Raw genomic sequence first — 24115 nt, forward strand, 5'->3', positions numbered from 1 at the left:
CGTCACGAACCGCCCAGCTCTCGGTCGATGAGGGAGAACATCTCGTCGTCGTCGGCGGCCGAGAGGTCCTCGTCGGCCGGTCCGCCGGAGTCCGGTACCTCCGGCACCTCGGGCACCTCGGGCACTTCGTTCGGGGCCTCCAGCTCGGCGAGCAGCGCCCGCACCCGGGCGGCGGCACGCGTGCGCTCGTCCGCGTCCACGGCTCGCAGGCGCGTGGCCAGCCGGTCGATCTCGGGGAGCACGCCCTCGGCGGGCTCCTCGACCGGGACCGCCGCGGGAGCGAGGGCGGCGAGCCGGTCCAGGACGTGGTCGACCAGCGCCGCCGGGGTCGGGTGGTCGATGACCGCCGACGCGGCCAGCCGCACCCCGCACGCGGCGGCGACCCGGTTGCGCAGGTCCACCGCGGTCACCGAGTCGAAGCCCTGCTCGGCGAACGTGCGCCGCACCGACAGCCCGTCGGTGCGGCCGAGCACGCCGAGCGCGAGGTCCCGGACGACGGCCGCCACCTCCTCGCGGCGCGCGGCGTCCTCCAGCCCGACCAGGCGCTGCGCCGGACCGCCCCCGTGCCCGTTCGACCCGTGCCCGTTCGACCCGTGCCCGTTCGACCCGTGCCCGTTCGCCCCATGCCCGTTGGACCGGTCGCCGTTCGACCGGTGGCCGTTCGCCCGGCGCGGCGCCGGCACCGCCTCCCGGAGCGCCTCGACGTCGACCGGACCCAGCGTCACCGCGTCGACCAGCAGGGCGGCCCGGCCGCGGTCGTCCGCGCAGCTCACGGAGACCGCACCGTTCCTGCGCGGGACGAGCACGACCCGCCAGGTCGCGCTCGGTCCCACGTGCTCGCCGACCACCACGCCCTCGAAGGAGGTCGGTCGTCTCGGTACCGCTCCCGGCTCCTCGTCCAGCACGGCCAGGGCGGCGTCGAGGACGGTCGCGGGGACGCCCGGTCCTCCCGATCCGCCGGCGACCTCGACGAGGACCTCCTCGCCGCGCCGCCACCGCCCGAGCACCCCGTCCGGCCCGGCCCCCGGGGCCGGCACCGCACCATCGGGAGGCCACGGCACCGGCAGGGTGCCGGCGTCACCGTCGGCAGGGCGCGCGTGCCCGGCGGCCAGCCGGGTCCACCCGGACCCGGGCCGCGCATGCACCGTCACGGGACGGCGGCCGTGATCGTCGAGCCCGCCGACGCGCACCTGCAGCTCGCTGCTGCGACCGGGCGGGAGGGCGAGCGGCGCGTCGAGGGCGAGGTCGTCGACGCGCGGCACCCCGGCGCGCGCGGCGGCATGGCAGGCGAGGTCGAGCACCGCGTGCGCGGACAGGGCCCGGACGTCGGGCAGGCCCGGCACGCCGGCGGCGGGCCCGCCGTCGCCGTCGACCCGCCCGAGCAGCAGCAGGCTGTCGTCCTCGGCGCCGTGCAGGGCCGCGGAGAGCAGCGGGTGCCGGGCCGACTCCAGTCCGCCGGCGTCGAGGTCGGCCGGCGAACCGGCGGCCTCGACGGGCTCCGGGTCGAGCCAGTAGCGGTCCCGGCGGAACGCGTAGGTCGGCAGCGGGATCCGGCGTGCCCCGGTGCCGGCGAACACCGCGCCGGCGTCGAGGGTCGCGCCGGCGACGTGCAGCTCCGCGAGCGCGGTGAGGAACCGCCGCGGCCCCCCGTCGTCGCGGCGCAGCGTCCCCACCACGGCCGGGAACTCGAGCTCGGCGTCGTCGACGGTGTCCTGCAGCGCCCCGGTGAGCACCGGGTGCGGGCTGATCTCGACGAACACGGTGCGCCCGCGGTCGACGAGCTCGCGGACGGCGTCGTGCAGCCGCACCGTCGACCGCAGGTTGCGGTACCAGTAGTCGCCGTCGAGCGTCGCGGTGTCGATCCCGGTGCCGGTCACGGTGGACACGAGCGGGACCTCGCCCGCCCGCGGGGTGACGTCGGCGAGCTCCGCGCGCATCCGGTCGGCGAGCACCTCCACCTGCGGGGAGTGCGACGCGTAGTCGATCGCCACCCGCCGCGCGCGGACCCCGTCGGCCTCGCACGCCCGGGCGAGCTCATCGAGGGCGTCGAGGTCACCGGAGGCCACCGACGTCGTCGGCCCGTTGACGGCGCCGATGCCGAGCCGTCCCTCCCACGCTGTCAGGCGCCGCTCGAGCGCCTCGACCGGCTCGGCGACGGCGAGCATGCCGCCCCGCCCGGAGAGGTGCTCGGCCAGCGCGCGCGCCCGCAGCGCGACCACCTTCGCGCCGTCGGCGAGCGACACCGCGCCGGCGACGACGGCCGCGGCCAGCTCTCCCTGGGAGTGCCCGACGACGGCGGCCGGGCGGACCCCGGCGGCCTCCCACACGCGGGCGAGGCCGACGGCCACCGCCCACAGCGCGGGCTGCATCAGCTCGGTGCGCTCGACCCACGACGAGTCCGCGCCGCGCAGCATCGTGACGAGGTCGACGTCGAGCCACGGGTCGAGGGCCCAGGCGCACTCGTCGATCGCCGCCGCGAACACGGGGCACGTGTCGAGCAGGTCCACGCCCATGCCCGCCCACTGCGACCCCTGTCCGGGGAACACGAACACGACGGCCCGGCCGGCCTCCCCCGGCGTGGTCCCCCGCACGACCCCCGCGCCCGGCGCCTCCCGGGCCAGGGACTCGAGGGCGTCCCGACGGCGGGCGGGGTCGTCCGCGACGACGACGGCCCGGTGGTCGAGGTGGGCCCGTCCGGCGGCGAGGGTCCAGCCCACCGAGGCCGGGTCGAGGTCGTCGAGCCCGTCGCGGGCGAGCAGGCGGGCGGCCTGCGCGGCCAGCGCCGCCGAGCCGCGGCCGGACAGCGGCCAGAGCACGGGGGCGTCGGAGAACAGCGCCGGACGGCCGCCCCCGGGGACGGCGGGCGCGGCGGGCTCCTCCGGCGCCTGCTCGACGACCACGTGCGCGTTGGTGCCGCTCATCCCGAACGAGGAGACCGCGGCCCGGCGGGGACCGGCACCCGCCGGCCACGGCGTCGCCTCGGTCACCGGGCGCACCGCCCCCGCGGACCAGTCCACGGCCGTCGTCGGGACCCCGACGTGCAGGGTCGGGGGCAGCACGCCGGCGCGCAGGGCGCCGAGGACCTTGATCAGCCCGCCGACGCCGGCGGCGGCCTGGGTGTGGCCGAGGTTCGACTTCAGCGAGCCGACGGCCACCGGGGTCTCCGGGTCGCGGTCGCGGCCGTAGGTGTCGAGCAGGGCGGCGGCCTCGACCGGATCGCCGACCCGGGTGCCGGTGCCGTGCGCCTCCACGAGACCGACGTCGGCGGGGGCGAGACCGGCGTCGGCGAGCGCGTCGCGGATCACCGCGCGCTGCGAGTCGCCGTCGGGGGCGGTGAGCGCGGGCGACGCGCCGTCCTGGTTGACCGCCGTGCCGCGGAGCACGCCGAGCACCGGCAGTCCCTGTCGCCGGGCCTCGGAGAGCCGGGTGAGCAGCACCATGCCGACGCCCTCGGCCCACCCGGTCCCGTCGGCGTCGTCGCTGAAGACCTTGCAGCGGCCGTCGGGCGCGAGCGCGCCCTTGCGGCCGAACTCGGTGAAGGCGCCCGGTCCGGCCATCACCGTCGCGCCGCCCGCGAGGGCCATCGTGCACTCCCCGCGGCGCAGCGAGGCCGCGGCGAGGTGGACGGCGACCAGCGAGGCGGAGTGCGCGGTGTCCACGGTGATCGCGGGGCCCTGCAGGCCGAGGGTGTAGGCGATCCGGCCGGAGGCGACGCTGGGCGCCGCCCCGGTGAGCAGGTAGCCCTCGTCGCCCGGGGCCGCGCGGTGCACGGGCGGGCCGTAGGCCTGGGCGGTGGCGCCGATGAACACGCCGGTCGGGGTGCCGCGCCGCCCGGTCGGGGCGATCCCGGCCCGCTCGAGGGCCTCCCAGGCGGTCTCGAGCAGCAGCCGCTGCTGGGGCTCCATCCCGACCGCCTCGCGCGGGGTGATGCCGAACAGCTCGGCGTCGAACTCGGCGGCGTCGTAGAGGAAGCCGCCGCGATCGGTGCGCACGCCGTCGAGCGCGGGCCAGCCGCGGTCGGTCGGGAAGGGCCCGGTGGCGTCGGTGCCGCCGACGACGAGGTCCCAGAGCTCGTCGGGGTCGGACACCCCGCCCGGGTAGCGGCAGCTCGCGGCCACCACGACGACGGGGTCGGTGACCGGGCCGCGGGGCTCCTCGTCCGCCGGCCCCGCCGGGTCCGGGCGCGGCTCGGGGGTGCCGGCCACGGTCGCGACGAGGCGGGTCGCGACGTCGCGCGGGGTGGGGTGGTCGAAGAACACGGTCGGCGGCAGGGTGGCGCCGACGGTCGCGCCGAGCCGCAGTCGCAGGTCGAGCACCGCCACCGAGTCGAGCCCGAGCGCCTTGAACGACCGGTCGACGTCGAGCGCCACGCCCGGAGCCAGGAGCGCGGCGACGTGCTCGCCGACGAGCTCGAGCGCCCGCGCCCCGGCGTCCGGACCGCGCAGGCCGCGGCCGTCGGGCTCCGCGCGGCGGCCGGGGCCGGGGCGTCGCAGGGCGTAGGCCGGCAGGGGGACGCGGACCGGGTCGCGGTCGGCGAGCACGGCGCGCCAGTCCACGTCGACGCCCGCGCAGTGCAGGCGGGCGAGTGCGGAGACCAGGCCGACGCGCTCGTCGCGGGCGTCGCGGCGCACCGCGGTGACCGAGGCCTGCTCGGGCGAGCGCAGGCAGGCCCGGATCGCCCCGCCGAGGACCGCCTCCGGGCCGATCTCGAGGAACGTCCCGACCCCGCGGTCCTCGAGGTGCCGGGTGGCGTCGAGGAACTGCACGGTGCCCCGCAGCTGGGCGACCCAGTGCTCCGGGTCGGCGAGCTCGTCCGCGGAGAGGACCGCCCCGGTGCGGGTGGAGACGACCGGGATGGACGGCGCCCGGAAGCGCAGCCGGGTGGCGACCCGGCGGAGGAGCTCGAGGATCGGGTCGACCGAGGCGGAGTGCGCGGCGACCCGCACGCGCAGGCGCCGGGCCCGCCGCCCGGGCCCCGACCAGGCCGCGGCCAGCTCCTCGATGGCCGGTTCCGGCCCGGAGACCGTGTGGTGCTCGGGCCCGTTGACCGCCGCGAGCTCCACGTCGCGCCCGGCGATGGCGGCCGCCACCTCGTCGGCCGAGCCGCGCAGGGCGAGCATGGCGCCGCCGGAGGGCAGGCCGTCCATGAGGAAGGCCCGCGCGGCGACGAGCCGGACGGCGTCGGGCAGCTCGAGCGCGCCCGCCGCGTGCGCGGCGACGACCTCGCCGAGCGAGTGCCCGCACAGCACGTCCGGGCGCACGCCCCAGGCCTCGAGCTGCCGGAACATCGCGACCTGGAACGCGAACAGCCCGATCTGGGCGTAGACGGTGCGGTCGAGCAGGGCCGCCGTGGCGGCGTCGGAGGCGAAGAGCACGTCGCGCACGCGGTGCTCGGCGTACCCGGCGAGCTGGGCGTCGAGCTCGCCGCAGACGTCGTCGAACGCGGCTCGGAACACGGGGTGCCGCTCGTGGAGGGCCCGGCCCGCGCCGCTGCGCTGCGCGCCCTGGCCCGGGAACACCAGCGCGAGCCCCGGCCGGTCGCGGACCGAGTCGGTGACGACGTCGCCCGCGGGTCGGTCGTCGGCCAGCGCGGCGAGGGCCGCGTCGAAGGCGGCCGGGTCGGCGACGATCACGGCGGCGCGGTGCGGGAGGTGCGTGCGGGTGGTCGCGAGCGAGGCGGCGACGTCGACCGGCCGGCCGGACGGGTGGGCGCGCCGGTGCTCCAGGAGGCGGGCGGCCTGGGCGCGGACGGCGGCGCGGTCGCTGCCGGAGAGCAGCCACGGGACCGGGTCGGACCCGTCGTCGTGCCCGGGGGCCGTGGGCGCGGGCTCCCCGGCGGCGAGGACGACGTGGCAATTGGTGCCGCCGAGCCCGAAGGAGCTGACCCCGGCGAGGAGGGGGCGGTCGGACGACGCCACCGCACGGGTCGCGTGCGGGACCTCGAGCCCGAGGTCCGCGAGCGGGATCGTCGGGGGCGGGGCGACGTGGTTGAGGCTGGCCGGGACCTCGCCGTGCGCGAGCGCGAGCACCGTCTTGACCAGGCCCGCGATCCCGGCGGCCCCCTCGAGGTGGCCGATGTTCGTCTTCACCGAGCCCACCGCGAGCGGCGTGCGCCGGCCGGGCGCCCGGCCCAGCACCGCCCCGAGGGCCGCGGCCTCCACCGGGTCGCCCGCCGGGGTGGCCGAGCCGTGCAGCTCCACGAGGTCGACCGCCGCCGGGTCCACCCCGGCGTCGGCGTACGCCAGGCGCAGCAGCTCGGCCTGGGCGTCGGTCTCCGGGCCGGTCATCGACGGGCCGGCCCCGTCGTGGTCCACCGCGCTGCCGCGCAGCACCGCCCACACCCGGTCGCCGTCCGCGCGGGCGTCGTCGAGGCGCTTGAGCAGCACCAGGGCGCCGCCCTCGCCGCGGACGTAGCCGTTGGCGCGGGCGTCGAAGGTGTAGCAGCGGCCGTCGGGCGAGAGGACACCGAGCCGGTCGGCGGAGACCGTGGCGGCGGGGTCGAGGGCGAGGCTCACGCCGCCGGCGATCGCCAGGTCGGACTCGCCCTGGCGCAGGCTCTGGCACGCGAGGTGGACCGCCACCAGCGACGACGACTGGGCGGTGTCGACGGTGGTGCTCGGACCCCGCAGGCCGAGGGCGAACGAGAGCCGGTTCGCGAGCAGCCCGCGCTGGGCGCCGAGCACGGCGTGGGCGGACGGGGCCGCCGCCGGGTCCGGGCGCTGGTCCGCGGCGGGCGCGGCGACGAAGACCCCGGTCCGGCCGGCGTCGGGTCGGGCGGGCACCACCCCGGCGTGCTCGAGGACCTGCCAGCCCAGCTCGAGCGCGAGCCGGTGGTGCGGGTCCATCGTCTGGGCCTCGCGCCGCGAGATCCCGAAGAGGTCGGCGTCGAACGCCCACGGGTCGGCGAGGAAGCCACCCCGCGGCGACGCCCCGGTGCCCGCGTCGCGCCGGTCCGGCGGGGCGTCCCCGACGGCCTCCCGGCCGGCCGCGAGCAGCGCCCAGAACCCGTCCGGGTCGTCGGAGCCGGGCAGCCGGCAGGCCATCCCCACGACGGCGACGGCCGGGCGGGCGTCGGCGGTGTCCACGCGGGGGACCTCCCAGGAAGAGACGACGGGTCCGGGGCTGGTGGGCCCTCGTGACGCTAGGAACGCGCGGCCGGCCGACCCACCCCTGGACGACCCCCTGCGGCCCCTGACATCCCGCGGGCGCCTCAGGAGCGGGAGCGCCGGACGAACCCGCGGACGCCGAGGGCGGTGAGCAGGGCGATCGCCGCGAGCAGGACCGGCAGCCCGATCGCCGGCGACAGCGACCGGAGCTGCTCGGCGGGGATCAGCAGCGCCCGCACGCTCTCGGTGGCGTAGGTGAGCGGGTTGACCAGGCACAGCACCTGGAACCAGCGCAGCGAGTCCAGGCCGAGCAGCGGGAACTGCGTCGCGCCGGTGAAGGTCAGCGGCAGGAGCAGGACCGAGAACATGACGTTGATGTGCTGCGGCGGGATCGACGTCCCGATCACGAGGCCGAGCGCGGCCCCGACCAGGCACCCGAGGACCAGCACCCCGGCCGCGGCCGGGAGCGCGACCGCGGGCCAGGCCACGTCGTCGAGCACGACGAGCCCGATCGGCACCATGACGATCGCCGCCACCAGCCCGCGCAGCGTGGCGAAGAGCAGCTTCTCGACGGCGAGCAGCGCGATCGGCATCGGCGCGAGCAGCCGGTCCTCGATCTCGTTGGTCCAGGAGAACTCGACGACCATCGGCAGCATCGTGTTCTGCAGCGCGGTGACGAAGCCGGTGAGCACGACGATGCCCGGGAGCAGCAGCGCCGCGTACCCGGGTACGACGTAGCCCAGCTGGTTGAGCACGGTGCCGAACACGAACAGCATGAACAGCGGCTGGATGATGACCTGGGTGAGGAAGGAACCGACCTCGCGCCAGGTGACGAAGGTGTCGCGCCACAGCACGGCGACGAACGTCCGCCAGAGCCCCGGGGTCGGGGCGTCGGCGGCGGGCGGGGTGATCGCGGCGAACGTGGTCCCGGTGGGGCCGGCGGGCGCCGACGGGGCGGTGGTCATCGCAGCTCCCGCCCGGTCAGGCCGAGGAACACGTCCTCGAGGTTCGGGTCGGTGATCTGCAGGTCGCGGACCGCGCACGGCAGCTCCCGCAGCCGGGTCAGGACCGAGGCGAGGACCCCCTCGGCGTCCGGCCCGCCCTGCACCCGCACCCGCAGCACCCCCGCGTCGGGCACCGGGGTCACCTCGGCGGCGCCCAGGTCCGCCATCCCCTCGAGGGCGGCCCGCACCGCGACGGTGTCCTCCACGGCGTCGGGCGCGACGTCGAGGGCGACGGTGCGGCCCTGCGGCAGCGCCCTCGTCAGCTCGGCCGGCGTGCCGATCGTGAGGACGGTGCCGTGGTCGACGATGCCCACGCGGTCGGAGACCTTCGCCGCCTCCTCCATGTCGTGGGTGGTGACGACGACGGTGGTCCCGCTCGAGGAGAGGTCGGCGATCCGCTCGTGCACGAACAGCCGCGCCTGCGGGTCGAGACCGGTCGCCGGTTCGTCGAGGAACAGCACGGCCGGGCGGTGCATGAGCGCGCGGGCGATCATCACCCGCTGCGCCTGGCCGCCGGAGAGCGTGATGACCCGGGCGTCGGCGTGGCCGGCGAGCCCGAGCGCGTCGAGCAGGTCGGTGGCGAGCACCCGCCGCTCGGCCCGGCGCAGCCCGTGGAAGGCGCCGTGGAACAGCAGGTTCTGGCGCACCGTCAGCGACTGGTCCAGGTTCGGCCGCTGCGGCACGACGGCGAGGCGCCGGCGCGCGCGGCTCGGCTCCGCGACCACGTCGACCCCGCCGAGCAGCACCCGCCCCGACGTCGGGACCACCCGCGTCGTCAGGATGCCGATCGTCGTGGTCTTGCCGGCCCCGTTCGGGCCGAGCAGCCCGAACACCTCCCCGCGGGCCACGGAGAACGACAGGCCGGCGACCGCGCGCTTGCCCCCGGGGTAGTCCTTGACGAGGTCCTCGACGAGCACCTCGGGCGGCGCGCCGGACGTCGCGGGCGGGGCGGTCCCGGCGACGGCGGCGGGGGCCGCGCTCAGACCGTCACCCCGCTCAACCGTTCCCGCACGAGCGCCAGGACCTCGGGGGCCCGGTCGGCCAGGAAGAAGTGCCCGCCCGGGAACACCGTCAGCTCGGACCCGGCCGTCGTGTGCCTCTCCCAGGCACGCGCGTCCTCGATGCGGGTGCGGTCGTCGGCGTCCCCGGTCAGCACGTCGAGCGGGACGTCGACCGAGACGTCGTCGCCGGGGCGGTAGGCGTCGACCGCGGTGTAGTCCGCGCGCAGCGCGGGGAGCGCCATGCGCATCAGCTCGGGGTCGCCGAGGATCGCCGGGTTGGTGCCCGCGAGCTCGCGCAGCTTCGCGATCACGCCGTCGTCGTCGGTCGGGAGGTCCTCGGCGAGGTAGACCGACGGTGCCCGGCGCCCGGAGAGGAACAGCCGCTGCGGCACGGGCTCGCCCGTGCGCTCCCGGACGCGGGTGACCTCGAAGGCGAGCAGGGCGCCCATGCTGTGTCCGAAGAACGCGAGCGGGCGGTCGTCCCACCCGCGCAGCGCCGCCGAGATGGCCTCGGCGTGCTCGACCACGTCGGTGAACGCCGTCTCGGTGCGCCGGTCCTGGCGTCCGGGGTACTGCACGGCCACGACGTCGATCGCAGGCGTGAGCTGCGCGGACACCGGGTGGTAGAAGCTCGCGGAGCCGCCGGCGTGCGGGAAGCAGACCAGCCGGACCGGGGCCTCCGTGGGGTGGTAGCGACGGATCCAGGTGTCGCTGGAGGTCTGGCTCACGGGCGTCCTTCCTCTAGAGCGGGATGTTGCCGTGGTGGCCGACGCCGGGCGGGGCGGCGAGCAGGGCCTCGGCGATCCGGCGCGGGGTGTCGCGGGGCTCGACGACGGCGTCGACGACCCCGAGGTCGAGGGCCCGCCCGACGCCGCCGCTCTCCCGCTCCTGCTCGGCGACCAGCCGCGCCTCGAGCGCCGGGCGCTCGTCGTCGGTGGCCGCGGCGAGGGCCCGGCGGTGCAGCACCTTGACCGCGGCGCTCGCGCCCATCACGGCGACCTCGGCGTCGGGCCAGGCGTAGACGGCGGTCGCGCCGAGCGACGCGGAGTTCATCGCGATGTAGGCCCCGCCGTAGGCCTTGCGGGTGATCAGGGTGACGCGGGGGACCTCCGCCTCGCCGAAGGCGTGCAGCAGCTTCGCCCCGCGCCGGACGACGCCGCCCCACTCCTCGTCGACCCCCGGCAGGTAGCCGGGCACGTCGACGACGACCACGAGGGGAACGCCGAACGCGTCGCACATCCGCACGAAGCGGGACGCCTTCTCGGCGGAGAGCGAGTCCAGGCACCCGCCCTTGCGCAGCGGGTTGTTCGCGAGGACGCCCACCGTGCGCCCGCCGAGGCGGCCGAGCGCGGTGACCATGTTCGGCGCCCAGCGGGCCTGCAGCTCCTCGACGCCGGGGTCCTCGTCGAGCAGGGCCCGCACCACCGGTCGGACGTCGTAGGCCCGCTTGGCCGAGGGGGGCATCAGCTCGCCGAGCCCGGGGCGCGGGCCGAGGGCACCGGGGTCCAGGCTGCCGGGCAGACCGAGCAGCCCGACCAGCCGTCGGGCGTGCGCGAAGGCGGCCTGCTCGCTCGCGGTCGTCACGTGGACCACGCCCGAGCGGCGCCCGTGGGCCTCGGTGCCCCCGAGGCCCTCCATGTCGATCTCCTCGGAGGTCACGCTGCGCACGATGTCGGGGCCGGTGACGAACACCCGGCCGGCGGTGCTCATGACGACGAGGTCGGTCAGCGCAGGGCCGTAGGCGGCGGCGCCGGCGGCCGGGCCGAGCACGACCGAGATCTGCGGGACCCGGCCGGAGGCGCGGATCATCGCCCGGAACATCCGCCCGACGCCGTCCATCGACTCGACGCCGTCGGCGAGCTTCGCGCCGCCGGAGTGCCAGAGCCCGACCACGGGGCACCCGCGCCGCACGGCCTCCTCGATGACCGCGACGATGCGCTCGGCACCGCGGGCGCCCAGGGCACCGCCCATCATCGTGGCGTCGGTGCAGTAGGCGAGCACCTCGACGCCCTCGACGTGGCCGACGCCGACCGACACGCCGGTCTCCGGCCCGAGCCCGGGCGTGTCCACGGGGCGCAGGCGGGCCGGTGGGACCGCCGCGGCGGAGCCGGCCGCCCCGTCGCCGGGGACCCGGCCGGCCCGGTCGGCGCCGTCGAAGAGCGCCGCCAGGCGGATGTCGGGGTGCCGCTCGTCGAGGGGCGTGTCCAGGTCCGGTCGCGGCCGGGCGACGTCGGTGGTCACCGGGCTCCTCCGTCTCGGGTCGGGGGCAGCGCTTCGGGTTCCGGGCAGGTCGTGGCGGTGAGCGTCACCGGGCGCCCGCGTGCCCGCCAACCCCTAGCTCCCCCCTGCCCGCCCACGCCCGGCGGTGACGTCGCGGCAGGGGTGGGGCGGGCCTACGGGCGACCTACGCGGACCTGACGGATCGCCGCGGGGGACGCCTTAGCGTCGTGGTCGTCGGCCGGACCCCATCCCCCGAACGGACGGAGTCGACCTCGCATGGAACTCATCGGGCGGGACGAGGCACGCTCGACGTGCCGCACCGTGATCGCCGACCTCACCCGGGGGCGTGGCGGTGTCCTCGTCGTCGAGGGGGTCGCGGGGTCGGGCCGGACGGCGCTGCTCGACGCGGTGGCCGAGGAGGCCACGGCCGCCGTCACCCGGGCGACCGCCGGGGCCGACGTCGAGATCCTCCACGCGACCGGCCTGGCCGGGGACCGCGAGGTGCCGCTCGGGGTGGTCCATCAGCTGCTGCGTTCGCGGCCGGCCACGTGGGGCCGGACCGACGAGAGCACGCGCGCCGCCATCGAGCTCGCGAGCTTTCGGGCGATGATCGCCGGCCCCGGCGGCGGGTTCGACGCCGGCCCGCACCTCGTCGGGGACCTGTGCACCCAGCTGCTCGGGCCCGACGGCGGCCCGGTGCTGCTCGTCGTCGACGACGCCCAGCACGCCGACGAGCTGTCCCTGCGCTGCCTGCACCACCTCGCCCGGCGGGCCCGCCACCTGCCGGTCGTGCTCGTCGTCGGGGTCGAGAACCACCCGGACGTCACCTGGGCCCCGTTCCGGGCCGAGCTGGTGCGCCACCGGCACTCCCGCCGGGTGCTGCTGGGGCGGATCGACGCCGACGGCGTCGCGACCGTGCTCGGCGACCACGCCGCCGGCGGACCGCTGACCGCCGTCGAGGCCGAGGCCCTGACCGGCGGCAGCCCGGCGCTGCTCGCCGGGCTCGTCGAGGACCTCGAGACGGCGCGGGCCCTGGGCGACGCGGACGTGCCGGGCTGCGGCTACCGCCGGGCCGTGCTCTCGGTGCTGCACCGCGCAGGACCGGGCCTGCTCGAGCTCGCCCGCGCCGCCGCCGTGCTCGGCGACGAGACCACCCCGAGTCGGGTCGCCGCCCTGCTCGACCGGCCCCGCACGCCGGTCCCCGACCTCTGGACGACCCTCGAGCGGATGGGCCTGGTCGCGGGCCAGCGGCTCCGGCACCCCCTGGTCGCCGACACGGTGCTCTCCGACGTCGACGCCGGGGAGCTGCGGGCCCTGCACCGCGCCGCCGCCGAGCACCTCGCGGCGTGCGGGGCTCCCGCCCGCGTCGTCGCGCGCCACCTGCTCGCCGTCGACGAGCCGGTCGACGACGAGGGCCTCGGGGTGCTCTGCGAGGCGATCGAGTCGGTGCTGCGGGCCTCCGACGTCCAGGGCGCCCTGGGGCACGTCGACCTCGCCGCGCGCTCGGTGCGCCACGACGCGGGCCGCGCGACCGTGACCTCGCTCGCCGCCCGGGTGCAGGACCAGGCTTCCCCGGTGGCCGCGCGCAGCACGCTGCGCCGACTGGTGCCGTTCGCCCTCGACGGAGCGCTGCGCCCGGCGGACGCCGCCGACATCGTCCCGACCCTGCTCGGCGCCGGGCTCGCCGACGAGGCGGTCGCGGTGCTCGACCACCTCGCGGGGCGGGTGGCCGACGACGGAGCCGACACCGAGCTCGCCCACGAGCTCGCCGCGGTGCTCGAGGCCGTGGCGGTCACGCACCCCGGGGTGGCGGAGCGCCTCGCCGTCCGGGCCGTGCCGACGCACCCCGGCACCGCCCCGAGCGGGATCCGGGCGTGGGCCCGCCACCAGGGCGCCGACGTCCTGCGGCGGGTCCACACCCACGGCCCCGACCCCGCCTCGACCCGGGACGCCGAGCGCGCCGTCGCGAGCGCCTGGGCGGGCAGCGGCCCCGAGGCCGTCGAGCTGGCCCTCACCGCCCTGGTGCACGCCGACGAGCTGGAGACCGCCGACCGCCTCGCGACCGAGCTCCTCGAGCCGCCTATCGACAGCGGGCGCACGCAGTGGCGGGCCCACCTGCTCGCGATCCGCGCCCAGGTCCGGCTGCGGCGGGGCGACCCGACGGCCGCCCGTGACGACGTCCGACGCGCCACCGAGACCCTCGGGGTGCGCGGGTGGGGCACGGCACGCGGCCTGCCGGTCGCCGTCGGCCTGCAGGCCGACCTGGCGCTGCGCCGGCGCGACGATGCCGCGGCCCGGCTCGACACCCCGCTGCTGCCCGGGACCGCCGACTCCCGCCACGAGCTGCACGTCCTGCACGCGCGGGCCCTGCTGCACCGGGCCGGCCAGCGGCCGCGGGCCGCCGCGGCGGACCTCGAGCGGTGCGGTCGGCTCGCGGCCCGGTGGGGGTGTGACCTGCCCGCGGTGGTGCCGTGGCGGACCGAGCTCGCGGAGGTCGCGCTCGCGCTCGACGACGCCGAGCGGGCCCGGGAACTCCTCGAGGCCCAGGTCGCGCTGCCCGGCGGGGACCGTCCGCGGCTGCTCGGCCCGGCGCTGCGCGTGCTCGCCGCGTGCGGCGACGCGTCGCGGCGGGGGGCGCTGCTGCGCGAGTCGGTCACCCTGCTCCAGGGCTGCGGGCACCGGGTGGAGCTGCGGCGCAGCCTGCTCGCGCTGGCCCGCTTCCACCGGCGCTCCGGGGAGGACGAGCTCGCCGCGTCCATCCTCGCGCGTGCGGAGACGCTCGCGGCGGAGATCGGGATCGGCCGGGCGGCCCCCGTGGTCGAGCGCATCGTGCCGTCGACCGTGGCCGCGCCGCCCGCGCGGGCCGTGGCCTCTGCCCCGACGACGCCGACGGCCCCGCGGCGGGCCGAGCGGCCCACGCCCGCGCCGCCCACGGGTCCCCTCACCTCGGCCGAGAGCCGGGTCGCCGACCTCGCCGCCCGCGGCCACAGCAACCGGGCCATCGCGGCGCGGCTGTTCGTCACGGTGAGCACCGTCGAGCAGCACCTGACCCGGATCTACAAGAAGCTCGGGGTCAGCCGCCGCGAGGACCTCCCCCTCGACCGTCCGGCGGACGTCGGCTAGCGCGCGTGCGCCCCGGCCGGGGCGCTGTCGCGGAGGCGGCGGGCGAGCTCGGCCATGGACCGCGCCTCCTCGAGCAGCCCCGTCTCGTCCGGGGCGGCGACCACCTTGGCCGCGCCCGCCGGGACCCGGGCCTCCCGGGCGAGGGCGAGCGCCCGCCACAGGTCGCACCCGGAGGGTGACTCCCCCGGCCTGGTGGAGAGGAAGGGGCTCAGCCGGACCAGCCCGTCACGGCACTCGATCACCCGGCGGTGGAAGGCCCACTGGCCGCGGGAGCGGCGCGACCAGCGACCCGCCGTCGGGTCCGGCCCGAGGGCGTCGTCGGGGAAGACGCGGTTGAGCTCGAGCCACAGCGGCTCGAGCTGGCGGTGCAGCGCCGTCTGCGCCCGCCTCCCCCGACGCCGGGCGACGAGCCCGCGCGTGAGGACGAGGACGAGACCGACGACGAAGGTCGTCGACCCGACCAGGACCAGGACCGCCGCCACCGACGACAGGGCCGGAGGCGGCACCGCGCCGGCCCAGCGCACGACGTCGTCCGTCGCCAGCATGAGCGCCGCCGCGACGATCAGCGCCAGCCCGGCGGAGAGGGGCAGGGCCCGACGCCGCAGGACGCCGGCGTCCCGCCGGTGGCGTGCCACCCACCACCACGCCGTGCCGTAGGCGATGACGAAGTACAGGTCGGCGCAGAGGCTGACGAGCACCACCGCGGCCTGGCCCTGTCCGCCGACCCCACCGGCGGCCACGTCGCGCAGGGGCAGCGGCACGGACCCGGCCGCGCCGACCACGCCGATCGCCGCGAGCAGGAACACCGCGCCGTGCCAGAGCTCCGCGGCCCGGGAGGCGATCCCCGGCAGGGCCGTGAAGGTGAAGACGAACAGGCAGTAGGTCGCCGCCATCCGGCAGAGGTTCTCGGCGACGCGGCCGTCGAGGCGGTCGGGGCCGGGGACGTCGAGTGCGCCCGAGGCGATCGCGGAGGCGAGCCAGGCGAGCACGCCGAAGGCGAAGAGGCCGGCGAGGGCGTAGAGGGGGCGGGTCCGCGGGCGGCGGACGAGGACCACGCCGATGACCAGGAGCGCGACGACCGCGAGCAGGCCGAGGAGGACGCCGACGCCCGTCATGTCCAGCGCGTGTCGCGCATGGACGCCTCCAGCCGGCCCAGCACCCCGGTCGACCCGTCGTCGACGGCGGCCGGGTCGGGGACCGACCAGGACGTCAGGATCGTGGCGATGCTCTCCGCCTCCCGTTCCTGACGGCAGGTGTAGGCGTTGCGCGTCAGCGCGCGGTCGGCGGAGTCCCGGTCGATCTCGGGGTGCGCGCGGATGAGGCGGGAGGACTCCGCGGGCGGCACGAGGTCGCCGAGGTCGCCGACGCCCGAGCGGTCGTGGCCTGCGATGATGTGCCCGAGCTCGTGCAGCACGATGTGCGCCTGGTGCGCCGGGGTGGTCTCGCGCTGGTAGACGACGTAGTCGGTGGTCGGCGTCGCGATCCAGCAGCCGAACGGGCCCGGCATCTGGATCGGGTGGTCGATCAGGCGCAGCGGTCGGCCGCGCGACTCGGTGAGACGCTCGACGAGGTGGCCGGTGTCGAGCGGGGGTGCGAGCCCCAGACCGTCCAGGAATCCGCGCAGGCCCCGCCGGTCGAGACGACGGATCACGGCAGGGCCCTCCACCGATGTGGGATCTTCGGGTCCCGATTCTGACAGCGACAGGCTTCCTGTCCAAGCCCTCACGGGTGAACGCCCGGTGACCGCGTCACTCGGTCTCGTGCGCCGACGACCCTCCGTGCTCGAGCCGGTAGACCAGGTCGAGGACCTCCATCACCTGCCGGCGCCCGCGCTCGGACAGCTCACCCGCGCGCATCGCCATCAGTTCGACGCCCAGCGGCGCGACCCGTGGCCGTTCGGGATCGGCGTCGGCGTCGGTGAGGAAGTAGGAGACCGGCAGCTCGAGCCCGGCCGCGATCGCCTGGACGTAGGAGAGCTTCGGGTCCGACCGGACGCCCGTGACCAGCTGGTTGAGGTAGGCGGCCGACGGACCGTCGTACCCCTTGGCGCGGATCGCCGCCGCCAGCTCGCGGTAGCTGTAGGGCTCCCCCGAGGCGCTGGTGCACGTCTGCAGGGCATGACGGAGCCGCGAGCGGAAGTCCACGCCCCGGTCCGTAGCCATGATGTACCGCATCGTAAAGGCCACGGCGCTTGAATGCGGTACCAACTCCTCCTCCGCCGCTGCTGCTCGGCCGTCCGCCCCCTAGGGTCGGCCGGGTGAACGGACGGCTGGTGTGGGTCGACTGCGAGATGACCGGGCTCGACCTCGGCAAGGACAAGCTGATCGAGATCGCGGCTCTCGTGACCGACCAGGAGCTCGTCCCGCTCGGCGAGGGCATCGACGTGGTGATCCACGCGTCCGACGAGGACCTCGAGAACATGCCCGAGGTCGTCGTCGAGATGCACGCGAAGTCGGGGCTGACCGAGGAGGTCCGCGCCTCGACGGTGACGCTCGCCGAGGCAGAGAAGCTCGTCCTGGACTACATCCGCGAGCACGTCCCGGACGCCCGCACCGCTCCCCTGTGCGGCAACTCGATCGCCACCGACCGCGGCTTCATCGCCCGCGACATGCCGGAGCTGGACGCCCACCTGCACTACCGCATGATCGACGTCAGCTCGATCAAGGAGCTGTGCCGGCGCTGGTACCCGCGGATCTACTACGCCCAGCCGGAGAAGGGCCTCGCCCACCGCGCCCTCGCCGACGCGCGGGAGTCGATCCGCGAGCTGGAGTACTACCGCCGCACCGCGTTCGTGCCGCTCCCCGGTCCGTCCACTGACGAGGCCCGCGCCGCGGCCGCCGACGTGGTGGACGCGGAGCCTTCCTGACGGCGGGTGCGGGCTCGGCTCTCGGTCTGTCAGCGATGGCCCATGGCTGACGGTGGACGTCAGGTCGGCGCCACTCGCACATCCCCGGGGCCGGTGGTTACCGGCTCGACGGGGGCTTGTAGTCTGAACGTCGTCGCCGGGACGCCGGTGGCAGCCAATGGTGGGTGTAGCTCAGTTGGCAGAGCACTGGGTTGTGATCCCAGGTGTCGCGGGTTCAAGTCCCGTCACTCACCCGGACGGCAGCGGCACCCCGCTGCCGGACCGGAAGATCAGCACTGTTAGTCTTCTGGTCACGCGCCGTTAGCTCAATGGGCAGAGCAAGTGACTCTTAATCACTGGGTTCGGGGTTCGAGTCCCTGACGGCGCACCCTTCGTTGCAGGTCAGCAGTCTGCCGTCGTCTTCTCTCAAGGAGCAACGGCGCGTGGCCGTCGCCCGTCACCAGAGCGACCTTCCCCTCGAACGACGACATCCGTGTTCTCCTCCGACGGAGCGAGGACCGAGAACCGACGGCGGGCACGGGGACCCGCCGTCGGGACGGTCAGAACTCGATGACGGCCTTGCCGCGCTCCTGCTTGTCGAAGACCCTGTACGCCTCGTCCGCGTCGTCGATCGTCCACCGATCGGTGAACAGCTTGTCCACGTCGATGCCGTGGTCGGCGACGAAGCGGGCGCACTCCCCCAGCCCGACGTTGGAGAACGTGTAGGTGCCGTAGATCGTGATCTGCTTGATCACGATGTCCGGCGCCACATCGAGGGTCAGCTCGCCACCGAGACCGACCATCGCCGAGCGACCCCACACGGCCAGGCAGCGCACCGCTGCCTGCCGGGCGACCGGCGCGCCCGAGCACTCAATGGACACTGTCGCGCCGCGCCCGCCGGTGAGCTCCTTGATCGCGGCGACCGCGTCGGTCTCCGCGGAGTTCACGACGTGGTGGGCGCCGAACTCGGTCGCCCGCGAGAGCTTCGAGTCCGCGACGTCCACCGCGATCACGGTCGCGCCCATCGCGCTCGCGAACTGGACGGTCGACTGACCGATCGGGCCGATCCCGAACACGGCCACGGTGTCGGCGGCGGTGACGTCGGTGCGCCGCAGCGCGCCGTACGCCGTGCCGGTGCCGCACGCGATCGCCGCGCCCGCCGAGAAGCTGATCGACTCGGGCAGGTGCACGAGGGTCTTCGCCGGGGCGAGCATGTGGTTCGCGTGGCCGCCGTGGGCGGTCGCCCCGTAGATCGTCGCGCCCTGCGGACACATCTGGGTCCAGCCCGAGCGGCACAGGTCGCAGAACCCGCAGCCGTCGTAGTGGAACTGCATGACGCGGTCGCCGACCTTGAACGCCCGCGGGTCGACGTCGGAGCCGACCTCGGCGATCACCCCGCACGGCTCGTGGCCCGCGATGATCGACGGGACCCCCTCGACGCCGCGCTCGTCGAAGCTCTTGAACCCGAGCGCCTTGAGCGCTGCACCGGGCGGGTCGCGATAGAACTTGAGGTCGCTGCCGCAGAGCCCGGAGGCCTTGATGTCGAGCACGACGTCGTCGGGCCCGGGCTTCGGGTCGGGGAACTCCTCGATCGCCAGCTGCTTGTCGCCGGCGAAGACGATGCCCCTCATCGGGTACCCGCCATCATCGTCGCCACGATCAGCACGGGCTCGTCGGTGCGGTTGCTCCAGATGTGCTTGACGCCGCGGGTCACGAAGGTGTCGCCCTCGCGCAGGAGCGTCTCGCCCGTCTCCATCACCGCGTACAGCTCGCCCTTGATCACCGTCACGACGTCGACGGTGTCCGTCTCGTGCCAGAGGCCTCCCTCGGCGCCCTCGTCCGCTCCTCCGTGCGAGTCGCCGCCACCGAAGTCGTCGAGCGAGGCGGCGTAGGCGGCAGCGTCGAACTCGTTGTCCGGCGGGAAGCTCGCGAGCCGGACGACGAGGCCGCTCTTCGGCGGGTCGATGACCGGCGCGTCGCCGAGCGTGGCCTTGGAACCGACCGCGGCTGGGACGGCGTCGACCTGCCAGGTGTCCATGACGGTGAACCCGGGCGCAGCGATGCGGGTCGCGGTGTTCCCGTCGCTGACGATCGTGGACTTGCCGTTCTCGTCGAGGCCGGAGACGACGACGCGGGCCTGGGCCTCAAGGTGCTTGCCTGCCATGATCTCTGCTCTCCTTCAGCTGGTGAGGGTCAGGTCTCGTGGGAGACCGATGGACTTGAGCTCGACGTAGGAGTCGAACCCCTCCGGTCCGGCCTCGCGGCCGATGCCGCTGGACTTGAAGCCGCCGATCGGGCTGTGGAAGCCAACCGGATTGCCGTTGATCTCGACCGTGCCGGTGCGCAGGCGTCGGGCGACGGCGACGCCGCGCTGCGGATCGGCAGTGAACACCGATCCGTTGAGGCCGTAGCTGGAGTCGTTCGCGATGGCGACCGCCTCGTCCTCGTCGTCGTAGGCGAGGATCCCGACGACGGGGCCGAAGATCTCCTCCTGCGCGATGCGCATGTCCGAGGTGACCCCCGTGAACACGGTCGGCTCCACGAAGAACCCGGAGTCGAACCCGCCCGGACGCCCTCCCCCGAGGGTGATCTGCGCGCCCTGCTCGCGGCCCGAGGCGATGTAGCCCTCGACCCGCTCCCGCTGTCGGGCGCTCACGAGTGGCCCGATCTGGGTGGCGTCGTCCATCGGATCGCCGACGGGCATGCTCGAGACGACCGCGGTGAAGGCCTCGAGGAACTCGTCGTGACGGGACCGGGGCACGACGATCCGCGTCTTCAGGCTGCAGACCTGCCCGGAATTGCGGAACGACCCGATGCGCAGCGACTCGGCGGCGGTCGCCATGTCCGCGTCGTCGAGCACCACCGCGGCCGACTTGCCCCCGAGCTCGAGAGTGACCCGCTTGAGGTCCTGCCCGCACAGCGAGGCGATCCGACGACCCGCCGCGGTCGAACCCGTGAAGGCGACCTTGTCGACACCGGAATGGGTGACGAGGTGTTCGGACACCTCCCGGTCGGCGGGAACCACGTTGACGACCCCGTCGGGGAGGCCTGCCTCCTCGAGGAGCCCGGCGAGCAGATAGGCGTCGAGCGGGGTCTCGGGAGCCGGCTTCAGGACGACGGTGCACCCGGCCAGGAGCGCGGGCGCGAGCTTCATGATCGAGATGAGCAACGGGGCGTTCCACGGCACGACGGCCGCGACCACCCCGACCGGCTCCCGGACCACGAGACCTCGCCCGGTCGCCGCCACGCGCTCGGAGCGCCACGGGTACTCCGGCGCCAGCTCGAGGAAGCTGTCCAGGAGCACCTTGGGGCCGGCCGCCTGCATCGAGCGGGACAGGGTGATGGGGCAGCCCATCTCGCTGGTGACCACCATCGCGATCTCGTCGGTCTGCTTGCCGAGGAGCTCGGAGACCCGGGCGAGTACCGCCATGCGGTCGGCCAGCGACGTGCGGGGCCAGTCCCCGTGATCGAACGCGTGCCGGGCGGCATCCACGGCGGCGTCCACGTCGCCCGTGGTGGCCGACGGGACCCGGGCGATGACCTCGCCGGTGAACGGGGAGGTGACCGGCAGCGTGTCCGCACCCTGCGGGGCCACCCACCGCCCTCCTATGAAGAACCCCTCGGGGGATGTGATCGAGCGCACGTCGGGAAAGTATCATATAAAAAGTGCGATGCATACTGCTACCGCCTTGGCTCCGAAAGTCCTGCAAGGGGAGGGGGTCGTGGTCCCCCCGACGCGCTTCCTCTGCCAGGAACGTCCGACCTAATACACGGTGGGCCCGGACCATCGCGACGCGAAGGAGTGCTGATGAGCACCGTTGAGAACGTCGGCATCCCGGCCCTGGCCTGGGAGCTCGCCGCCGACATCTACCGTCCGGACGACTTCGACCCGTCGGGCGTCTACCCCGCGATCGTCGCCACGCACCCGATCGGCAGCTGCAAGGAGCAGACGGCCGGGACCGTCTACGGCGCCGCGCTGGCCGACCAGGGCTACGTCGTCGTCGCCTTCGACGCCAGCTTCCAGGGCGCCAGCGGCGGCGAACCCCGCCTCGTCGAGGACCCGACGATGCGCGTCAAGGACATCAGCCACGTGATCGACTACCTGGTCACGCTCCCCTACGTCGACGCCGACCGCATCGGCGCCCTCGGGGTCTGCGGCGGGGGCGGGTACTCGATCAACGCGACGATGACCGACCGCCGCATCAAGGCCGTCGGGAGCGTCACCGGGGTCAACTTCGGGCGGCTCATGCAGGAGTCGTTCTCGGACTACGACCCGGTCGCCGTCCTCGACGCGATCGCGGTCCAGCGGACGGCCGAGGCGCGCGGGGAGACGCGGCGGGTCGACGACCTGCTGCCCGCGTCACCACAGGCCGCGTCGGATGACGGGGTCACGGAGATCGACGTCGTCGAGGCCACCGACTACTACAAGACCGACCGGGGTCGGCAGCCCGGCGGGGCCACCAGCGCGCTGTTCTCCCGCCAGGGCACTGCGGTTGGATGGGACGCGTTCGGGCGGGCCGAGGTGCTGCTCACTCGGCCGATCATGGTGGTCGTCGGCGACCGGCCTGGTGCGTTCGGCGCCTACCGGGACGGACTGGAGATCTACCGGCGCGCCCCCGCGGCCGACAAGCGGCTCGTCGTGTTGGAGGGGTTCTCGCACTACGATCTGTACGACCTCCCGGAGCCCACGTCGAAGGCCCTGGCCGAGCTGGTCCCGTTCTTCGGCGAGCACCTCTGAGATCTCGGCGGACCGGCTACGTGGCGCGGCTGCTGCGCCAGGTCCGCCGATCGCCGACACGCAGGACCCGGCCGAAGACCGATTCGGGGAAGTGACAGGGGATCGCGGTGGTCCCGGGCTCGCGCTCGAGCTCGGAGGCGATCCGGTCCCGTGTCCGGGCTGCCAGCTCCGGGTCGGCGTCGAAGGCCATGGCCTGGTCGTTGTCGGTGAGTTGGATCGCGCAGTGGACGACGTCGCCGAGCAGGACCGCCCGCTCCTGACCCGAGGAGATCACCAGCGAGCAGTGGCCCGGGGTGTGGCCGGGGGTCGAGACGACGTCCACCCCGGGGGCTAGTGAGGCGCCGTCGGCGACGGACTCGATCCTATCCAGGAGCGGGTCGATCACCCCCTGGCCCGGGCCGACACCGGCCAAGGGGGCTGCCGGGTCGAGGTCACGCCAGAACTCGAACTCCCTCTCTCCGACCACGTGTCGCGCGCCGGGGAAGGTCAAGGTTCCCCCCGGAGCGGTCCAGCCGACATGGTCGAGGTGGAGGTGGCTGTAGAAGACGGTGTCGACCTCGGCCGGCGCCACCCCCTGAATTCGCAGGTTGTCGACCAGGTCGCCCGCCAGGAAATGGCCGTCCGCCGCAGGGAACTCTGCATCGATCGGCCCCATGCCCAGGTCCACGAGCAGGATCCGCCCCGCCGTCCGCACGAGGAACGCCCCGAATGTCAGCAGCAGGCGACCGTCGTCGGCGAAGAGCTCTGGGTGGACCGCCCACAGGGCCTCCGTGCTCGACGGGAACAGGGCCCCTCCCCCGACCAGCGCGCGGCCGTCGGGGACGAAGGTGATCGAGATGTCGCCGACCTCGAGGGTCTCGGCGATCGCGGGGCTTGCGGACACGGGGAGGTCCTCTCGTCAGCGAGGTGGATCCGAGTGGAAGCGGGGACGGTCGGTCGCCGCGGACGCCGACCTCATGAGTCCACCCAGCGCGCCAGCACCGAGTCCGACGAGACGGTTCCCGACGGCGGGTGCGCGGGCTCCCGCGCCGGGGTCGCGGAGAAGCGGGGCGCCGGGCACGGGTGCAACACGCCGTCGACCTCGCGATACACGCCACGCGCGATGTTGTGTGGGTCGACGGCCGCCTCGTCGAACGTCAGCACCGGGGTGACGCACGCGTCCGTGCCGGCGTAGACGGCCGCCCACCGGTCGCGGGTGCGGGTCGCCAGTGCGCCGGCGATGAGCTCCCGCAGCTCCGGCCAGCGGGGCCGGTCGTCCTGGTCGGGCCAGCCGGAGGTGTCGACCTCGAGGCCCTTGAGGAACTCGGCGTAGAAGTCCGGCTCCAGCGCCCCGACCGCGAGGTGGCGCCCGTCCGCACACCGGTAGGTGTCGTAGAAGGGGGCTCCGGAGTCGAGGTCGTTGGTGCCCGGTTCGTCGGAGTACCGCCCCGCCGCGCGCAGACCCTGGATCTTCGCGCCGAGCACCGCGACGCCGTCGAGCATCGCGGCGTCGACGACCTGGCCACATCCGGAGGCCCGCGCCGCGAGCACCGCCGAGACGATCCCGAAGGCGGCAATCAGGCCGCCACCGGCATAGTCACCGAGCAGGTTGATCGGCGGTCGCGGCGCCTCGCCGCTGCGCGCCATCGCGTGCAGCACGCCGGACTGCGCGACGTAGTTGATGTCGTGCCCGGCCTGCTGCGAGCGCGGGCCGCTCTGCCCGTACCCGGTCAACCGGGCGTACACCAGGGTCGAGTTCACCGTGTGCAGCTCCGCCGGTCCGAGCCCGAGACGTTCGGCCACCCCGGGTCGGTAGCCCTCGACGAACACCTCGGCCACGGCCACCAACCGGAGCACGGCCGTGATCCCGTCCGGGTCCTTGAGATCCGCCTCCACCGATGTGACCCCCCGATTGGCGAGGTCGTACTCGGGGGCCATTGCGTCGGTCTGCGCCAGGGCGCGGCCCTGTCGGTTGGGTGGCCGCACCACGCGCACGACGTCGGCGCCGAGGTCCGCGAGCAGCATGCACGCGAACGGCGTCGGCCCCATCCCGTGCAGGGCGAGCACCCGGACCCCGGCGAGGGGACCCACCGTCATTA

General features: G+C 75.3%; 16 protein-coding genes and 2 tRNA genes. 5 read left to right on the forward strand and 13 right to left on the reverse strand.

Annotated features, from left to right (window positions below; all coding sequences use genetic code 11):
* Window positions 1-2: 2 nt before the first annotated feature.
* The 5 genes from WCD74_RS21810 to WCD74_RS21830 form a co-directional block, all read right to left on the reverse strand.
* Window positions 3-7085 (reverse strand): type I polyketide synthase, encoded by a 7083-nt coding sequence (locus WCD74_RS21810; protein ID WP_337696992.1) that lies wholly within the window; start codon window positions 7083-7085, stop codon window positions 3-5.
* A gap of 125 nt (window positions 7086-7210) precedes the next feature.
* Complete coding sequence (locus WCD74_RS21815; protein ID WP_337696993.1) at window positions 7211-8071, reverse strand: ABC transporter permease; 861 nt, start codon at window positions 8069-8071, stop codon at window positions 7211-7213.
* Window positions 8068-9027: an ABC transporter ATP-binding protein gene (locus tag WCD74_RS21820; protein WP_337696994.1), complete on the reverse strand. Its 960-nt coding sequence runs from the start codon at window positions 9025-9027 to the stop codon at window positions 8068-8070. Before WCD74_RS21820 ends, WCD74_RS21815 begins: the two co-directional genes overlap by 4 nt.
* A 62-nt stretch (window positions 9028-9089) precedes the next feature.
* A complete protein-coding gene (locus WCD74_RS21825) occupies window positions 9090-9839 on the reverse strand; it encodes a thioesterase II family protein (RefSeq protein ID WP_337696995.1) in 750 nt (249 codons plus the stop codon).
* A gap of 13 nt (window positions 9840-9852) precedes the next feature.
* On the reverse strand, window positions 9853-11352 hold the full coding sequence (locus WCD74_RS21830; protein ID WP_337696996.1) for an acyl-CoA carboxylase subunit beta: 1500 nt from the start codon (window positions 11350-11352) through the stop codon (window positions 9853-9855).
* Between the two features lie 255 nt (window positions 11353-11607).
* On the opposite strand from WCD74_RS21830, the gene WCD74_RS21835 reads away from it, so the two are divergent.
* Window positions 11608-14454, forward strand: coding sequence for a helix-turn-helix transcriptional regulator (locus WCD74_RS21835; RefSeq protein ID WP_337696997.1), 2847 nt, complete (start codon window positions 11608-11610; stop codon window positions 14452-14454).
* Here the strand turns inward: WCD74_RS21835 and WCD74_RS21840 are convergent.
* The 3 genes from WCD74_RS21840 to WCD74_RS21850 all read right to left on the reverse strand — a co-directional run bounded on the left by WCD74_RS21840 (window position 14451) and on the right by WCD74_RS21850 (window position 16616).
* Window positions 14451-15569: an MAB_1171c family putative transporter gene (locus tag WCD74_RS21840; RefSeq protein WP_337696998.1), complete on the reverse strand. Its 1119-nt coding sequence runs from the start codon at window positions 15567-15569 to the stop codon at window positions 14451-14453. The genes WCD74_RS21835 and WCD74_RS21840 overlap by 4 nt on opposite strands.
* Window positions 15566-16105 (reverse strand): hypothetical protein, encoded by a 540-nt coding sequence (locus WCD74_RS21845; protein WP_337696999.1) that lies wholly within the window; start codon window positions 16103-16105, stop codon window positions 15566-15568. Before WCD74_RS21845 ends, WCD74_RS21840 begins: the two co-directional genes overlap by 4 nt.
* A gap of 97 nt (window positions 16106-16202) precedes the next feature.
* Complete coding sequence (locus WCD74_RS21850) at window positions 16203-16616, reverse strand: XRE family transcriptional regulator (RefSeq protein WP_337697000.1); 414 nt, start codon at window positions 16614-16616, stop codon at window positions 16203-16205.
* Between the two features lie 95 nt (window positions 16617-16711).
* Here WCD74_RS21850 and orn point away from each other — a divergent pair, with 95 nt between their 5' ends.
* The 3 genes from orn (at window position 16712) to WCD74_RS21865 (ending at window position 17687) form a co-directional block, all read left to right on the forward strand.
* Window positions 16712-17320, forward strand: coding sequence for an oligoribonuclease (gene orn, locus WCD74_RS21855; RefSeq protein WP_337697001.1), 609 nt, complete (start codon window positions 16712-16714; stop codon window positions 17318-17320).
* Window positions 17321-17480: 160 nt separating this feature from the next.
* Window positions 17481-17553 (forward strand) — tRNA-His (locus WCD74_RS21860).
* 61 nt (window positions 17554-17614) lie between these two features.
* Window positions 17615-17687 (forward strand) — tRNA-Lys (locus tag WCD74_RS21865).
* Window positions 17688-17859: 172 nt separating this feature from the next.
* Here WCD74_RS21865 and WCD74_RS21870 read toward each other — a convergent pair.
* The 3 genes from WCD74_RS21870 to WCD74_RS21880 are packed head-to-tail and all read right to left on the reverse strand — an operon-like array spanning window position 17860 to window position 20894.
* The gene (locus WCD74_RS21870) at window positions 17860-18930 is read right to left on the reverse strand and encodes a zinc-dependent alcohol dehydrogenase family protein (RefSeq protein ID WP_337697002.1); all 1071 of its coding nucleotides are present in this window, start codon (window positions 18928-18930) and stop codon (window positions 17860-17862) included.
* Window positions 18927-19463, reverse strand: a complete 537-nt coding sequence (locus WCD74_RS21875; RefSeq protein ID WP_337697003.1) for a cupin domain-containing protein — start codon at window positions 19461-19463, stop codon at window positions 18927-18929. The genes WCD74_RS21870 and WCD74_RS21875 overlap by 4 nt, the downstream gene beginning before the upstream one ends.
* A gap of 15 nt (window positions 19464-19478) precedes the next feature.
* Entirely contained in the window at window positions 19479-20894 is a 1416-nt protein-coding gene (locus WCD74_RS21880) for an aldehyde dehydrogenase (RefSeq protein ID WP_337697004.1), read from the reverse strand.
* A gap of 213 nt (window positions 20895-21107) precedes the next feature.
* On the opposite strand from WCD74_RS21880, the gene WCD74_RS21885 reads away from it, so the two are divergent.
* A complete protein-coding gene (locus WCD74_RS21885; RefSeq protein ID WP_337697005.1) occupies window positions 21108-22037 on the forward strand; it encodes an alpha/beta hydrolase in 930 nt (309 codons plus the stop codon).
* Between the two features lie 16 nt (window positions 22038-22053).
* Here WCD74_RS21885 and WCD74_RS21890 read toward each other — a convergent pair whose 3' ends face one another.
* Together WCD74_RS21890 and WCD74_RS21895 are read right to left on the reverse strand one after the other, a co-directional pair.
* Window positions 22054-22920, reverse strand: a complete 867-nt coding sequence (locus WCD74_RS21890; RefSeq protein WP_337697006.1) for an MBL fold metallo-hydrolase — start codon at window positions 22918-22920, stop codon at window positions 22054-22056.
* A gap of 71 nt (window positions 22921-22991) precedes the next feature.
* Window positions 22992-24113: a CaiB/BaiF CoA transferase family protein gene (locus WCD74_RS21895; RefSeq protein WP_337697007.1), complete on the reverse strand. Its 1122-nt coding sequence runs from the start codon at window positions 24111-24113 to the stop codon at window positions 22992-22994.
* Window positions 24114-24115 lie beyond the last annotated feature (2 nt).

The sequence above is a fragment of the Actinomycetospora aurantiaca genome (assembly GCF_037401875.1).
In the GTDB taxonomy this organism is placed as follows: domain Bacteria; phylum Actinomycetota; class Actinomycetes; order Mycobacteriales; family Pseudonocardiaceae; genus Actinomycetospora; species Actinomycetospora aurantiaca.

Coding starts and splice junctions, on each gene's coding strand:
- WCD74_RS21815 (WP_337696993.1), bottom strand. CDS start 8,071: ATGACCACCGCCCCGTCGGCGCCCGCCGGCCCCACCGGGACCACGTTC.
- WCD74_RS21835 (WP_337696997.1), top strand. CDS start 11,608: ATGGAACTCATCGGGCGGGACGAGGCACGCTCGACGTGCCGCACCGTG.
- WCD74_RS21840 (WP_337696998.1), bottom strand. CDS start 15,569: ATGACGGGCGTCGGCGTCCTCCTCGGCCTGCTCGCGGTCGTCGCGCTC.
- WCD74_RS21850 (WP_337697000.1), bottom strand. CDS start 16,616: ATGGCTACGGACCGGGGCGTGGACTTCCGCTCGCGGCTCCGTCATGCC.
- WCD74_RS21870 (WP_337697002.1), bottom strand. CDS start 18,930: ATGAGGGGCATCGTCTTCGCCGGCGACAAGCAGCTGGCGATCGAGGAG.
- WCD74_RS21875 (WP_337697003.1), bottom strand. CDS start 19,463: ATGGCAGGCAAGCACCTTGAGGCCCAGGCCCGCGTCGTCGTCTCCGGC.
- WCD74_RS21885 (WP_337697005.1), top strand. CDS start 21,108: ATGAGCACCGTTGAGAACGTCGGCATCCCGGCCCTGGCCTGGGAGCTC.
- WCD74_RS21895 (WP_337697007.1), bottom strand. CDS start 24,113: ATGACGGTGGGTCCCCTCGCCGGGGTCCGGGTGCTCGCCCTGCACGGG.